The sequence below is a fragment of the Altererythrobacter epoxidivorans genome (assembly GCF_001281485.1).
GTDB lineage: Bacteria > Pseudomonadota > Alphaproteobacteria > Sphingomonadales > Sphingomonadaceae > Erythrobacter > Erythrobacter epoxidivorans.
On sequence record NZ_CP012669.1, the window covers coordinates 2,134,988 to 2,149,890 of the forward strand.

General features: G+C 61.2%; 12 protein-coding genes. 6 read left to right on the top strand and 6 right to left on the bottom strand.

Going from position 1 to position 14,903, the window contains the following annotated elements:
* Positions 1–7: 7 nt before the first annotated feature.
* From AMC99_RS10595 to AMC99_RS10615, 5 genes are all read right to left on the bottom strand, one after another.
* The gene (locus AMC99_RS10595; RefSeq protein ID WP_198143519.1) at positions 8–805 is read right to left on the bottom strand and encodes a type I phosphomannose isomerase catalytic subunit; all 798 of its coding nucleotides are present in this window, start codon (positions 803–805) and stop codon (positions 8–10) included.
* Positions 806–893: 88 nt separating this feature from the next.
* The gene (locus tag AMC99_RS10600; RefSeq protein WP_061926368.1) at positions 894–1,469 is read right to left on the bottom strand and encodes a VOC family protein; all 576 of its coding nucleotides are present in this window, start codon (positions 1,467–1,469) and stop codon (positions 894–896) included.
* Positions 1,466–2,569 (bottom strand): 4-hydroxyphenylpyruvate dioxygenase, encoded by a 1,104-nt coding sequence (hppD, locus tag AMC99_RS10605; protein WP_061926370.1) that lies wholly within the window; start codon positions 2,567–2,569, stop codon positions 1,466–1,468. The genes AMC99_RS10600 and hppD overlap by 4 nt, the downstream gene beginning before the upstream one ends.
* Positions 2,570–2,677: 108 nt before the next feature.
* Entirely contained in the window at positions 2,678–4,213 is a 1,536-nt protein-coding gene (locus AMC99_RS10610; protein ID WP_061926372.1) for an acetyl-CoA acetyltransferase, read from the bottom strand.
* Between the two features lie 5 nt (positions 4,214–4,218).
* On the bottom strand, positions 4,219–5,481 hold the full coding sequence (locus AMC99_RS10615) for an acetyl-CoA C-acetyltransferase (RefSeq protein WP_061926374.1): 1,263 nt from the start codon (positions 5,479–5,481) through the stop codon (positions 4,219–4,221).
* A 118-nt stretch (positions 5,482–5,599) separates the two neighbouring features.
* Between AMC99_RS10615 and AMC99_RS10620 the strand changes: the two genes are divergently transcribed.
* Both AMC99_RS10620 and AMC99_RS10625 read left to right on the top strand, forming a co-directional pair.
* On the top strand, positions 5,600–6,361 hold the full coding sequence (locus AMC99_RS10620; protein WP_061926375.1) for a crotonase/enoyl-CoA hydratase family protein: 762 nt from the start codon (positions 5,600–5,602) through the stop codon (positions 6,359–6,361).
* Between the two features lie 48 nt (positions 6,362–6,409).
* The gene (locus tag AMC99_RS10625; RefSeq protein WP_061926377.1) at positions 6,410–7,573 is read left to right on the top strand and encodes an acyl-CoA dehydrogenase family protein; all 1,164 of its coding nucleotides are present in this window, start codon (positions 6,410–6,412) and stop codon (positions 7,571–7,573) included.
* A gap of 117 nt (positions 7,574–7,690) precedes the next feature.
* Here AMC99_RS10625 and AMC99_RS10630 read toward each other — a convergent pair whose 3' ends face one another.
* Positions 7,691–10,321 carry a TonB-dependent receptor gene (locus AMC99_RS10630; RefSeq protein WP_061926379.1) on the bottom strand — a complete coding sequence of 877 codons (2,631 nt, stop codon included), beginning with the start codon at positions 10,319–10,321 and terminating at the stop codon, positions 7,691–7,693.
* A gap of 271 nt (positions 10,322–10,592) precedes the next feature.
* Here AMC99_RS10630 and AMC99_RS10635 point away from each other — a divergent pair, with 271 nt between their 5' ends.
* From AMC99_RS10635 to AMC99_RS10650, 4 genes are all read left to right on the top strand, one after another.
* Positions 10,593–12,101: a flavin-containing monooxygenase gene (locus AMC99_RS10635; RefSeq protein ID WP_061926381.1), complete on the top strand. Its 1,509-nt coding sequence runs from the start codon at positions 10,593–10,595 to the stop codon at positions 12,099–12,101.
* A 32-nt stretch (positions 12,102–12,133) separates the two neighbouring features.
* Positions 12,134–12,892: a competence/damage-inducible protein A gene (locus AMC99_RS10640; protein WP_061926383.1), complete on the top strand. Its 759-nt coding sequence runs from the start codon at positions 12,134–12,136 to the stop codon at positions 12,890–12,892.
* A gap of 70 nt (positions 12,893–12,962) precedes the next feature.
* Positions 12,963–13,937 carry a polysaccharide deacetylase family protein gene (locus tag AMC99_RS10645; RefSeq protein WP_061926385.1) on the top strand — a complete coding sequence of 325 codons (975 nt, stop codon included), beginning with the start codon at positions 12,963–12,965 and terminating at the stop codon, positions 13,935–13,937.
* A gap of 53 nt (positions 13,938–13,990) precedes the next feature.
* Positions 13,991–14,848 carry a GNAT family N-acetyltransferase gene (locus AMC99_RS10650; protein WP_232301390.1) on the top strand — a complete coding sequence of 286 codons (858 nt, stop codon included), beginning with the start codon at positions 13,991–13,993 and terminating at the stop codon, positions 14,846–14,848.
* The last annotated feature ends 55 nt before the right edge of the window (positions 14,849–14,903 follow it).

A 14,903-nucleotide genomic window follows, 5' to 3' on the forward strand; every position in this document is an offset into this window, starting at 1 on the left:
CCGCCCTCTAGCGCGCAGTGGCGATGAGGAGCAGGTCGCCGTCGCTTCCGCCAGAGACCTCGGCGACAGACCCGTAGGCTGTGTCACCGACCTCGATCGAACCAGCCGAGCTGCGATAACTGCCGCGCAACGGCACGAAATAGCCATTGGCGTCGCCAAACGCAGACAGGTCGGCGGTTCCGTTGAGATAGTGAATGTCGAAAAAGGGGCCTTCGAACAGGCGGTGCAAGCCCGCGACACCCGACATCGTGCCGTGAGGGCCGTCGTAAATTTCGGCCCGGGAGACTGCCACGCCTTCGTCGAGATGGAGTTCGCGCGGCCGTCCATAATCATAGAGGCGATAGGTGATATCGGCGTTCTGCTGGATTTCGACGAGCTGCACGCCGGAGCCGATCGCGTGGATCGTGCCTGCGGGAATATAGAACCAGTCCCCCGGCTTGACCGGCTTCCAGTCGAGCAGGGTCTCGATCTCGCCCGAAAGCGAGGCTTCGCGCAGTTCATTGTCAGACAGGCTTCTGGTCAGGCCGATCCCCAGCCGTGCACCCGGCTCGGCAGCGGTGACGATCCAGCATTCTTCCTTGCCGGATTGAAGCCCGCGTGCGGCGGCCTGCGTATTGTCGGGATGGACTTGTACCGACAGCTTTTCGCTGGTGAACAGCCATTTGCAGAGCAACGGCAAACTCTCACCGGCGCGGTCGAACCAGATCTCGCCTACGCTTTCGCTGCGCCCGCCGAAATGCGCGGGCAAGCCGGTCTGGCCCCACGGTTTCTCGACGAAATGACGCGGCAAAATCTCGAGGCTCACCCTCGCATCTCCCAATCGGCGCTTCTGCAACTCTGCTGCATTAGCACGGATTGGTTAAAGCCAAGGCAAGCACATGATGTGCCGGGGATCAGGCCTGCTGGCCATGCTCCTTGCGGGCGATTTCGTGCAGCCAGTCTGCGTGACGCGGAGCCTTCTTGGTTTCGCTCCATTCCTCGAGCATCAGCGGGGCAACGCGCTTCAGCTCTGCATATTGCTCGTCAGTGCCGATGTCGGCGGCAAGCTCGACACGGTGGCCGTTGGGATCGAAGAAATAGATCGATTTGAAGATGCCGTGGTGCGTGGGGCCGAGAACATCGATGCCGAGGCTTTCGATATGCTCCTTTGCCGCAACCAGCTCTTCTTCCGATCCGACGCGGAAGGCGAGATGCTGGACCCATGCAGGCGTGTTCTCATCGCGGCCCATGTCCTGCTGGTTGGGCAGTTCGAAGAAGGCGAGGATGTTGCCGTTACCTGCATCGAGGAAGACGTGCATGTAGGGATCGTATTCCCCGGTCGATGGCACATGGTCTTCCGCAAAGGCGGTGGTGTAATCCATGCCGAGCACCTTGCCGTACCATTCGACGGTCTCTTTCGCGTCCTTGCAGCGGTAGGCTGCGTGGTGGACGCCGCCCAGCTTCACGGGATGGTTGGCGACCTCGCTCATTCGGCAGGTTCCTTTTCCACTTCGAGCACGCCGCGGCGAATCTGGTCGCGCTCCATGCTCTCGAACAGCGCCTTGAAGTTGCCTTCACCGAAGCCGTCATCGCCCTTGCGCTGGATGAATTCGAAGAACACCGGCCCGACCTGCGCCTCGGCAAAGATCTGCAGCAGCAGGCGCGGCGATCCGCCTTCGGTGGTGCCGTCGAGCAGGATGCCGCGCATCTTGAGCGCGCTTTCGTCTTCGCCATGTCCGGGCAGGCGCTCGGACAGCATTTCGTAATAGGTTTCCGGCGGGGCGGTCATGAACGGCACGCCCAGCTGCTTGAGATTGTCCCAACAGGTGAGGAGGTCGTCGCAGATCAGCGCGATGTGCTGGATGCCTTCGCCGTTGAACTCGCGCAGGAATTCTTCGATCTGGCCCTTGCCGCCCTCGCCCTCTTCGTTGAGCGGGATGCGGATCTTGCCATCGGGCGCGGTCAGTGCCTTCGACGTCAGGCCAGTGTATTCGCCCTTGATGTCGAAATACCGGATTTCCTGGAAGTTGAAGAGCTTCTCGTAATAATCCGCCCAGAACTTCATGCGGCCGCCATAGACGTTGTGCGTCAGGTGATCGATCAGCTTGAAGCCGGCGCCTTCGGGGTATTTCTCGACACCCGGGAGATAATCGAAATCGATGTCGTAGATCGACAGGCCCTCGCCATTCTCGTCCGGATAGCGATCGACGAGATAGAGGATCGCGCCGCCGATGCCGCGAATGGCCGGCAGCTTCAGTTCCATCGGACCGGTGGTGACGTGAACCGGCTCTGCGCCCTGTTCCATCAAATGTTCCCACGCCTTGTGCGCGTCGCGGACCCGGAAGGCCATGCCGCAAGCCGACGCGCCATGTTCACGGGCGAAGTACCAGGCGGCGCTCTTCGGCTCGTAATTGGCGATCAGGTTGATGCCGCCCTGGCGCCACAAATGGACATCCTTGCTGCGGTGCGAGGCCACATGGGTGAAGCCCATCGCTTCGAACACGGGTTCGAGCTGGCCCTTTTCAGGGGCACAGAATTCAACGAATTCAAAGCCGTCGAGACCGGCGGGGTTGTCGAAGAGATCGGGCATGGTCAGTCCTGTTCAGAATCAATTTAGTTTCGTTTGTAACTAAATAGGGCAAAACGCGGCTCTTGTCAAAAGCTGCTGCCAATCAGGAAGGCCCCGCGGGCCGGCGGACTATGCCGCCGCCAGCCGCCCGATGTTGCGACCGCGATCGTCCTTCGCGATCGACAGTTTCGCGCCGAAAGGTTCGCCGCTCTCGAACAGCGACCGCGTGAGTTCGTCGGCCATGTCGGCATTGCCGCTCAAACGCTCGCCCCGCTCGTTGCGACCGATGAAGATCGCGTCCTGGCCGCTCTTCGAATGATTGATGGTGTAGGTTTCGACCGTCACTTCGTCCGAAGGAGCTTCTGCACGCGGGATCGCATCGTCGGCCTTTGCCAGCGTCACATAGCGGTCCTTGCCCGACCAGTCGGCCGGTTCGGTCGAATAGACGCCGGTCGAATACTTGCTCATCCAGCCGCCATTCGCGCCGACAAGCGCATAGGAACCGCGATCTGCGCGGACCCGCTCCACCGCCTCGCAGATGGCGTGGGCCGAATAATTATTACCTGCCCCGCCGAAGAACGGCAGGCCGCCTGTCAGTGTCAGGCCGCGCGGGTCGTCGATCGCAATGCCGAAATGATCGATGGCATTGTAAACCGGGATCGCGAAACAGGAATAGAAGTCGAGATAGGCCATCTCGTCCATCTGCTTGCCCGCAACATCCAGCGCCTTGTCGAGCGAGTGCGTCGATGCCGGGCTGCGGCTGAGGTCTGGCCGCTGCGAAAGCTCGAGCTCGACCTTGGCCGTGATCGCATGGATGTGGACCCACTTGTCTTCCGGCACACCGAGTTCGCGCGCCTTCCCGGCAGACGCAACAATGATTGCTGCGGCCTGGTTCACCTGGTCGCGCGCGACAGTCATGCGCGTATAGGGTTCTGCCACGATACGGTTGCGTTCTGTCACCGTAGCGAGTTCGTCCGCGCTTCTTTCAACCGGCGCCGCCGAATGGGGATTGGCCGCCGCGACTTTTGTGAAGGGAGCGAATAGCTCACCGATATCGTGGCGGTAATCTTCGAGGCCCTTGCCCAGCCGAGCCCTGCGGGCATTCTCGCACAGGGCATAGAGCGGGATCGCGCCGGTGGCGCCATGCGCCATCAGTTCAGGCTCGAGCAGACCGTCGACCCCATAGCCGCGATCTTCGAATTCGCCGCCGACTTCTTCGGACCAGTCGGGCGCTTCGCCCTTTGCCGCCAGCGCCAGCGAAGTGGAAATTGCCTCGGACCCGACAATGGCCGCACATTCGATCTTGCCAGCGACGATGTCGGCCGCAAATTCGCCGAGCAGCTGCTGGTTGGCATGGCCACCGGTCGTGCTGAGGATATTTCGCGAAGGGTTCGCCCCAACCCGCGTCGCCAGCGCCAGCGGGACATTGTCCGCCCCGCCAAACGGCCGGTCGCGTCCGGGCCGCGACATTTCGAACTGGCGAATGGCCACGAGCGTGTCGATTGCGCCCGCCACACTGCCAGAGCCAGCTGCGTTGGCAACGGCAGCAGCCAGGGCCCGGCCGCCCAGATCCATGTAGGAGAGCGCCTCGTACTGCGGCTCTCCCACACGTTCCGAATACTGCCCGACACCGATGATGACGGGCGTGTTGTCAGCGATGGCCATCCCGATCAGTCGACAAAACCATCGACACGCTCGATGATGATGGCAGGTGCCATCCCGCCTGCAGCGCACATGGTGACGAGGCCGTAGCGACCGCCCGAACGCTCCAGTTCATCGAGCGCGGTACCGATCAGGATCGAACCGGTTGCACCGATGGGGTGGCCAAGCGCCATCGCGCCGCCATTGATGTTGACCTTCTCGCGGTCGAGGTCGAGGTCGCGAATGAACTTCTCCGCCACCACCGAAAACGCTTCGTTGATTTCCCAGACGTCGATGTCGTCCTTGGTCATCCCCGCCTTCTCGAGCACTTTCTTCGCTGCAGGGACCGGGGCGTTGAGCATAAGCGTCGGGCAATCGCCCTGGTTGGCATAGGCAACGATCCGGCCGCGCGGCTTGAGGCCATGCTCCTTGGCATAGTCTCCCGATGTAATCAGGAGTGCCGCAGCACCATCGACCACGCCCGAGCTGTTCCCGGCGTGATGGAAATGCTGGATCTCGAGATCGGGATACTTGCGATTGATCTGCTTGCGGAAGGTAGTGCCACCGATATCGAAATCCGCCAGCTTGCCGAAGCTCGGATTCAGCGCAGCAAGCCCTTCGGCAGTCGTTTCGGGGCGGGGAAATTCCTCGTGATCGAGCGCGACGGAGCCGTCCTCGTTGTACACGGTCACAACGGATTTTTCGAAGCGCCCTTCGTCGATCGCACGCTTTGCACGCTGCTGGCTGACCAGCGCCAGGGCATCGAGATCTTCGCGGCTGATACCTTCCATCGAAGCGATGGCATCGCCGCACACGCCCTGGTGGCTTTGCGGGTGAAGCACGTCGAGCGCTTCGTTACCCGCACCCATCAGACGTGGCGGAAGTCCGGCATTCGCCTGTTCTGCCGCATAGGCCGTGGTGTAGCTCATCATCTCGGTACCGCCGGCGATGACGCAATCTTCCATGCCCGACATGACGGTTGCCGACGCGAGATTCACCGAGGTGATGCCGCCGCCGCAGAACCGGTCGAGCGTCGTCCCGCTCGCCGAAATGTCATAGCCTGCTGCAAGTGCGGACATCCGGCCGAGGTCGCCGCCCTGCTTCCCGTTCTGGCTGCTGGTCGACCAGATGATGTCGTCCACGGACGAGGTGTCGAGATCGTTGCGATCCTTGAGCGCCGAAAGAACAGTGGCCGCCAGATGCTGCGGATGCAGGTGCGACAGCGCGCCCTTGCCGGGCTTGCCAACGCCGCGCGGGGTCCTGACGGCATCGATGATATAGGCTTCGGCCATGTAGTGATTCCTCTTCCGTGTTCGTTATTGCAGTTGACGTAACCGTAAACCGCCTGCACCACTCGCACAAGAATTCAGTTTCAAAACGAAATGACAATTTTGAGAGGAGAGTGACCGCATGAGCGACGATGTCCTGACGGAAGTCCGCGATGGCATACTGATCATCACCATCAACCGCCCCGAGGCGAAGAACGCGATGAACAAGGCCGCAGCCGAGGGAATCGCCGCCGCCATCGACCGGCTCGATTCGGAAGATGACCTGCGCGTCGGAATCCTGACCGGGGCTGGCGGAACCTTCTGTTCGGGCATGGACCTCAAGGGTTTCCTGCGCGGCGAATCGCCCAGCGTCGAAGGCCGCGGTTTCGGTGGCATCACGCAGAAAGGCCCGGTCAAACCGCTGATCGCCGCAGTCGAAGGCTATGCCCTGGCAGGTGGCATGGAACTGATGATTTCGTGCGACCTGATCGTTGCCAACAAGGATTCGAAGTTCGGCATTCCCGAAGCGAAGCGCGGACTGGCTGCCGCCGCCGGCGGCCTGATGAAGCTGCCGCACCTGATCCCGCCGAAGATCGCGATGGAACTCGCACTGACCGGCGACTTCATCGACACAGCGCGCGCCTACGAACTCGGCCTGATCAACCGCGTCGTCGACGGATCGGCGCTCGACGCAGCGATCGAACTCGCCGGACGCATCACGGCCAACGGCCCGATCGCAGTCCGCGTCTCGAAGCAGATCGTTGTCGAATCGGCCGACTGGAGCTCGGAAGAGATGTGGGACAAGCAGGCCAAGCTGCTGCCGCAGGTATTCATGAGCGAAGATGCCCGCGAAGGCGCGGCAGCCTTTGCCGAAAAACGCGCGCCGAACTGGAAGGGAAAGTAAGACCCGGCGCAATCAACCGAACGGAATTGGAGAGAGGAAAGACAGGCCATGGCCGCAATCGACGTACCCCAGCCCGAATTCATGGACGACGAGGAGATTTCGATCTTCGCCGACGCCGTGGGAAAATTCTACCAGCAGCACGCACCGGAAAAGCGCGTCCTCAAATGGCGTGAAGAAGGCCAGGTCGAACGCGACTTCTGGCGTGAAGCGGGCCAGGCCGGGCTGCTCGGCGTGTCGGTGCCGGAGGAATACGGCGGCCATGGCGGCGATTTCCGCCACGAGATGGTCGTGATCGACCAGCAGGCAAAACATGGCGTCGAAGGTTTTGCCGCCAGCCTGCACAATACGGTCATCCTGCCTTACGTCGTCCGTCACGGTACCGAGGAGCAGAAGAAGAAATATCTTCCGAAGCTGGTTTCGGGCGAGCTGGTCAGCGCCATCGCAATGACCGAACCGGGTGTCGGGTCAGACCTCCAGTCGATCACGACGACAGCGCTGAAGGACGGCAACGGCTATCGTATCAACGGGGCCAAGACCTACATCTCGAACGGGCAGACGGCCGACTTCATCATCGTTGTCGCCAAGACCGACCCGAACGAGCGCGCCAAGGGTATTTCCCTGATGCTGCTCGAAACCGACGGCGCCGAAGGTTTCCAGCGCGGCAAGAAGCTCGACAAGATCGGGCTTGATGCTGCCGACACCTCCGAACTGTTCTTCGACGACGTGTTCGTACCGTCCGAGAACGTCCTCGGCGGCGTAGAGGGCAAGGGCTTCTACCAGTTGATGGGCGAACTGCCGCAGGAACGCCTGATCATCGCCATGGGCGCAATGACCGGCATCGAGAAGGCACTGGAAACGACGCTCGACTACGTGAAGAGCCGCAAGGCCTTCGGTCAGACCATCTGGGACTTCCAGAACACGCAGTTCGTGCTGGCCGACCTGAAGGCACGCGGTACTGCAGCGCGGGTGTTCGTCAACGACTGCATCGCCCGTCACCTGAAGGGCGAACTCGACGTCGCAACCGCCTGCATGGCCAAGTACTGGGTCACCGAATTGCAGGGCGAAGTCGTCGACAAGTGCCTGCAGTTCCACGGCGGCGCCGGCTACATCAATGATTATCCGATCGCCCGGATGTACCGCGACAGCCGCATCACGCGGATCTTCGGCGGGTCGAACGAAGTCATGAAAATGGTCATTTCCCGCTCGATGTAACGGCAGGATGGGTGTTCCGCAGGGGCACCCGGCCGGCCTTCAGATCGCTCTAGAGCGACACAAGAAAGGGGCGGCCCGCCAACCGGCGAGCCGCCCCTCTTCTTTTGCGATCGCTGCTTAGAAGCGCGAGCGAACTGTCACGCCATAGGTGCGCGGATCGTCGATGAAGGCGCTGCGACCGGTTCCGATCCCGCTGCCCGTAAGCGGCGTGTTGAAGGTGACGCCGCGAGTGATCTCGTTGAAGATGTTACGTCCCCAGAACTCGATCGACAGCGAATCGTCCGGCGTCTTGAAGCCGAGACGGGCGTTGACCTTCACATTGGCTTCCTGGACGTCGAACGCGACCGGACCGGTGAGCACACCGTTTTCCGAAAGCAGGCCCTTGGTGCTTGTGCGACGGTCGCTTTCGTAACGCACGTTGACGTTCGCCAACATTTCCCAATTGGTGCCCGACGAGATCGGACCATCGTAGGTCATGCCGAAGACACCGACCCACTTGGGAGCATTAGTGAGCGAAGTGTCACACAGTTCGATGGCGGGGTTGGGACCACCTGCCTCGACATAGCGGCGATCGCAGTCGCTGCCGTATTTCGCATCGGTGTAGGTCACCGACAGCGAGTTGCTGACATACGGGTTCCACTGCGAGAACAGTTCGGCTTCGACGCCCTTCGCCGTCACATCATCGACGTTGAAGGTCTGGAACTGCGTGCCGGTGAATTCCAAGACCTGGAAGTTCGACAGCTCGTTGTAGAAGAAGGCGAAGTTGGCACGGCCGCGGCCATCCAAGATCGTCGACTTCACACCGATTTCGTAAGAGTCGATTTCTTCCGACTGGAACCGCGGATCGCCGCCGCTGGCAGCAGCAGTCGAGTCGAGGTTGAAGCCGCCTGCCTTGTAGCCATGCGTGAAGCTGGCATAGGTCAGCAGGTCGGGGTTCGGTTCCCAACCGATCTGGCCGGTATAGATGAATTCGTCATCGCTGAAGTTGAGGTCGAATTCCTTAGGCAGGAAGCTGACGCCGAGCGCCGGTGCAGCGAACGGGAAGCAGTTGATGAACGCTGCCGGGCCGTTGAGCGCGGGAAGCGAAAGCACCCCTGCCAGCTGGGCACCGACCACCGGTTCGAGCGCCGCATAGGCATCTGCCTGCGGTGTCCCCGCCAGCGTCAGGCCGGCAAGGCAGGCCGGGTTGCTGGCGTCGAGCTGGTCGTAGCTGCCATCCTTGCTGTCATCGACGTAACGTGCGCCCAGCGTCACGCTGAAATTATCCGTCACGTTGATGATGTTGTGGGTGAAGACCGACCAGCTTTCGCCCTTCTGTTCATACCGGTTGTAACCGTATGCGTTGTCGGCACTGATCGGCGTCGCGAAGATCGCCGGATTGGGCGTGCCGGCAAGCACCGAGTTGAGGTAGGCACCCGCCTGGGCGACATATCCCAGATAGGCCGGGGCAAGCGCGCCCAGGACCGGGCCGAAGTTCGCCTGGCCGACATAGGCCTGGAAGTCCGGGCCGAGCGTCAGGCTGGCTTCTTCGACGATCTTTTCATCGGCGTAGTAAGCGCCGACCAGCCAGTCGAGCATGCCGGCAGTACCCTGCAGGCGGGCTTCCGCAGTGAAGGTCTTGATGTCGTCGAACGTCGGCGGAAGCACGTCTTCCGTGACACCGGCGACCGAATAGACCTGAACTCCCTGGAAGTCGTCCTGAATGCTCTTTGCATGGAAGTCGCGATAGGCGACCAGGGCAGTGAATTCGGCCGGACCGAAGTCGTAGGTCAGTTCACCCGAGATGCCCCACTGCTTGTTGCCGTTCACGAACTTTTCGGAGTTGCCGTAAAGATCGCTCTTGTCGATGCGGTTCAGCGTGACATTGCCGTCCGTTGCCGGAAGGAATGGCGCGACGAAGCCGTTCGGATAGGCAGCATCGATGTATGACTGCGTGTAACCTGCGCCGGGCGACAGTGTGATCGCGTCGCAGCACAGTTCATCCGCCTTCTGGTAGTCGGCGATGATGCGCAGGCTCATGTCGGGCGAAGGCTCCCACAGGGCCTGGCCGCGCAGCATGTAGCGGTCCTTGTCGTTCACATCGTTGCCGCTGGCATCGATCAGGAAGCCGTCCCGCTTGCGATATGCACCGGTCAGGCGAACACCGAAGGTTTCGCCGACAGGGGCGTTCACCGCACCCTTCACGTTGATAAAGTTGTAATTGCCGTAGGTCGCTTCGACGAAGCCGCCGAATTCGTTGAGATCCGGCGGATTGTTGCGGACCACGACTGCACCCGCTGTGGTATTGCGACCGAAGAGCGTGCCCTGCGGGCCGCGGAGGATTTCGACCTGCTGCACGTCGACCAGTTCGCCGAGTGCGACACCCGGGCGAGACTGATAGACGCCGTCGATGAAGACACCGACCGCGCTTTCGAGGCCGATGTTGTTACCGGTGGTGCCGATGCCGCGGATACGGATCGAGGTACCTTGCGATTCCGTCTGCGAGGACTGGATGTTGAAGCTCGGTGCGACCGTGGACAATGTCTGGATGTTGTTGACGCCCTGACGGTTCAGTTCCTGCGGCGTCACCGCGGTCACGGCGATCGGAATATCCTGGACGTCGGAGGCGCGGCGCGTTGCCGTAACGATAATGACATTGTCGGCAGCCGGGGTCCGGGCCGACGCCTGGTCCTCATCCTGCGCAAAAGCCGGGGTGGCCAGGGAAGTACCGACGAGCAACCCAGCCGCATAAGCGAGCTTACGATTCATGATATCCTCTCCACAATAATGTTATTTTTGTGCGGCGAGACTATCAGTGGCTTAGCACATCTAACAAGAGGAAAACCGAAGCTTTGAACCGGCACGGTGCAAAAAAGTCACATCGCGCTTCTCGGGGGCAGGATGCCGTAGCGTCATATAGGCAACATCAAAGGGTGCGATGAACCGCAGCCTTCGCGGGATATTGGGTTTCAAATTGCAATGATGACTCGCTTTGCCCCTCATGCTGTGCTTTCTTCACCCTCTGGAGATGGAGAGTAGAATGCTGGCGACACCCCCTGATTTTGACATGTTGATCGTCGGAGCCGGAATTAGCGGCATCGGCATGGCAGCCCATATGCGGATGAAATCGCCCGGTCGCAGCTTCGCCATCGTCGAGCGCCGTGACCAGATCGGCGGGACCTGGGACCTGTTCCGCTATCCCGGCATCCGTTCCGACAGCGACATGCATACGCTGGGTTTCGACTTCGAACCCTGGAGACATGAGAAGTCGATCGCCGACGGCCCTTCTATCCTCGACTACCTGAACCGGATCGCGGACGAGCGCGACATCCGCCGACACATCCATTTCGGCCAGAAGGTCGTTTCGGCGGACTTCCGCCCCGACGAAGCGCGCTGGCACGTCACCGTCGAAAGCGAAGATGGAGAGCGCAAGCTGATGACCGCCAACTTCCTCTATCTCGGTTCGGGCTATTACGACTACGACGATCCCTATGATGCCGGGTTCGATTTCAGCAAATTCGAAGGGAAGGTCGTCCATCCCCAGTTCTGGCCTGAAGACATGGACTACAGCGGCAAGAACGTCGTCGTGATCGGTTCGGGAGCTACCGCAGTCACCATCGTCCCTTCGATGGCGGACAAGGCGGCCAAGGTCACCATGCTTCAGCGCACGCCGACCTGGATGTTCTCGCGCCCGGCGAAGGACGCGGTGGCGAACTTCCTGCGCAAGATCCTGCCGGAGAAGACCGCCTATGCGATCACCCGGTTCAAGAACATCAAGATGCAGGATTTCAGCTTCAAGATGGCTCGGAACAAGCCGGAGAAGGTGAAGGAAGGCCTGCACAAGCGGATCGAGAAGGCGCTGGGAAAGGATTTCGATCGCGAAGCCTTCACCCCGCCCTATGACCCATGGGACCAGCGCCTGTGTCTCGTGCCGGACAACGACCTGTTCGACGCGATGAAGGCGGGCAAGGCCGACATCGTGACAGGGAATATCGAGCGGTTCGAGAAAGAAGGCGTCCGCCTCAAATCGGGCGAACTCCTGCCGGCAGACATCATCGTGACCGCCACCGGGTTGAAGCTGGCCGTTGCCGGCAAGATCGCGATCAGCGTCGCAGGAGAGCCGGTCGATTTCAGCCAGCGTTATTACTACAAGGGCTGCATGTTCTCGAACCTGCCCAACCTTGCGGTGGTGTTCGGCTATCTCAACGCCAGCTGGACGCTCAGGGCCGATATCAATTCGGACTACATCTGCCGCGTGCTGAACCACATGGAGGCGACGGGGACTGACCTCGCCACGCCGGTGCTGACCGCAGAGGAAGAAGCGAAGATCGAAGACGACAACATCTTCGATTTCTCGTCCGGCTATATCCAGCGCGCCATGCATATCATGCCGAAGAGCGCAAAGGCCTATCCGTGGCGGCTCAACCAGGAATATGTCTTCGACCGTAAGATGCTGAAGGACGGCCCGGTCGAAGATGGCCTGCTGACCTTCACCAAGGTCGGGGCCAATGCCGTGCAGCGGGACGAACAACTCGAAGCTGCGGAGTAGCGCAGGCTGGCAAGTTTGCATAAAGACCGGGCATGAGCGATCGTATCTATACCGCCGGGCTCGTCATTATCGGTGACGAGATTCTTTCCGGCCGCACGCATGACAAGAACATCGCGCAAATCGCGACCTGGCTGCAGGTGCAGGGCATTCGCCTTGCCGAGGTCCGCGTCGTTCCCGACGTCATCGCGCGGATCGTCGAAGCGGTAAACGCGCTGCGAGAGGCAAACGACTACCTCTTCACCACCGGCGGCATCGGCCCGACGCATGACGACATCACCGTCGATGCCGTTGCCGAAGCACTGGGCGTTCCGGTGATCGTCCATCCCGAAGCGAAGGCGATGCTCGAACGGTATTACAAGAGCATCGACAAGGAACTGACCGAGGCACGGCTTCGCATGGCGCGCGTGCCCGAGGGGGCCGAGCTCATCCCCAATCGCATGTCGGGCGCGCCCGGTATCAAGATCGGCAACATGCACCTGATGGCAGGCGTGCCGCACATCACTGCGGGCATGCTCGACGCCCTGACAGGGACGCTCGAAGGCGGCGCTCCGCTGCTGTCCGAAACCATCGGCTGCTGGACGCCCGAAAGCGAGGTTTCGGAGATCCTGCGCGAAGTCGAAAAGGCGCATGAGAACTGCCAGATCGGCAGCTATCCTTTCTTCCGCGAAGGGCGGGTGGGAGCGAACTTCGTCATCCGTTCGACCGATCGGGATGCGCTGAATAGCTGCGTCGACACGCTGTGCGAGGCTCTCGGCGAAGAAGGCCTAGATTTCACGCCTGGCGGCATCTAACCCGCTGCCACACGGCGAAAATTCAAGCAAAACGGTGCCTTAACCTTATCGCGCTATAGCCTCAGGCGCGATGATGACCGTCTATCTGACTATCGACACCGAATATTCTTCGGGGCTGGTCGAAGGCACGCGCCTTTCCGACCGCGCGGAGAACTACGCGCGCTCGATCGCCTGCATCTCGCCGGAAGGGCCGATCGGCATCCCCCACAAGCTCAGGCTGCTGGAAGAATACGGACAGAAAGCCGTGTTCTTCGTCGATCCGATGCCGGCGCTGGTCTGGGGCGTCGCCGCGATCGAGGATGTCGTCGCGCCAATCCTGGAGGCCGGGCAGGACGTCCAGCTGCACTGCCACACCGAATGGCTCGAGATCGCCGGTGCCGACAATCCATTCGGCGGCAGGACAGGCACCAACATCGCAGATTTCGCTTTCGAGGACCAATGCCGGATCCTCGAATATGCGCGCGATACCCTTGTTGCCGCCGGTGCCCCCATGCCGGTGGCATTTCGTGCCGGCAATTACGGCGCCAATGACGATACCTTGCGTGCGCTGGCAGAGATCGGGATTGCCTACGACACCAGCTTCTGCCCCGCGATACCCGATGGCGATTGCAAGATCTCGCTCACACAAGACGATCTTGTGCCGATCGCACATTGCAACGTGATCGAGGTGCCGATCGGCAGTATCGGCGCCGTTGGCGGCGGATTGCGCCATGCCCAGCTCACTGCCCTCTCGCTAAGGGAGATGAGGGCCGCCGTGCGCCACGCTCGCGACGCAGGGCAACAGCAGTTCACCTTCGTCTCGCACAGCTTCGAGCTGTTCAATCGCCGAACCCTGGCTGCGAACAAGATCGTGCGTCGCCGTTTCGACGGACTGTGCCGCGACCTTAAGAGCATGCGCCGAGTGCGCACAGGCAATTACCGTGACGATCCGCCTGCAATCGCTCCGCAGGCTCTCCAGGCAGAGCCCCTGCCCGCCGATCCGATCCGCACCGGGCTGCGCGTCGCCGAACAGCTGGTTTCGAACACGCTCTATGGTGCGCTGTGAGCGGGGCTGCAGCTTCGATTGATTTTACGATAGGTTCGCGCCGCTTGCTGAGCGTGCCGCGCAGGCTTGCGACATGGTCTTTCTGTCTCGATGACCTTTTGAGCGGACGAGTGCCGCCAGCACCTGACGATGCCGAAGCTGGCGACGGATACCGGGTTCTGTCTGCACCTGCTGGCCAGTTGGATGACATAGCGGGAAGGTTCCCCGATCATGCCATCGGCGGACGGCAGGATTACGCTCGGCACTACATCGACATGTCGGGTAGCTTAGATGACTACATGGCGCAGTTTTCGGGCAAGACGCGCTCCACGCTCAGGCGGAAACAGCGCAAGCTCGCCGAAGAATGCGGCGGTGCGTACGAGCTGCGGGAATACCGGACACCCGGTGAGGTCGCCCGGTTTCTCGAGCAGGCCCTGCCCCTGTCGGCGATGACATACCAGGCCAGGTTGCTCGATGCCGGACTTCCTGAAGCACCCGAGGCGCATGCGGAGCTTTTCACGCTGGCAGAACAGGATCGCCTGCGCTGCTACCTGCTGGGCAAGGGCGATGAGGCGCTCGCCTATCTCGCCTTGCCGGTCGAGGGCGAGACGCTGGTCTATGCCTGGCTCGGCTATCATCCGGAGTGGGCACGGCTGTCGCCCGGCACTGTGCTGCAGATGGAGGCGCTGGAGCGCCTGTTTGCCGAGGATCGTTATCGCTGGTTCGATTTCACCGAGGGCGAAGGCGCGCACAAGGCAATGTTCGGCACCGGCAGCATCGATTGCGCAAGCTTCCTCCTGCTCCGGAAAACGCTTGCCAATCGTGCGCTCATGGGTGCCCGCGGCGGCTTCGATGCCGCTATCGTCGGGGCGAAGGCCATCGCCGCTAGGACCGGGGCCGAGGCGCTTTTGAGAAAAGCGCTGCGGGCATGAGAAAGGGCCGGAGGTTTCCCCCCGGCCCCTTTCAAATCTCACCAAAGTAGGAAAG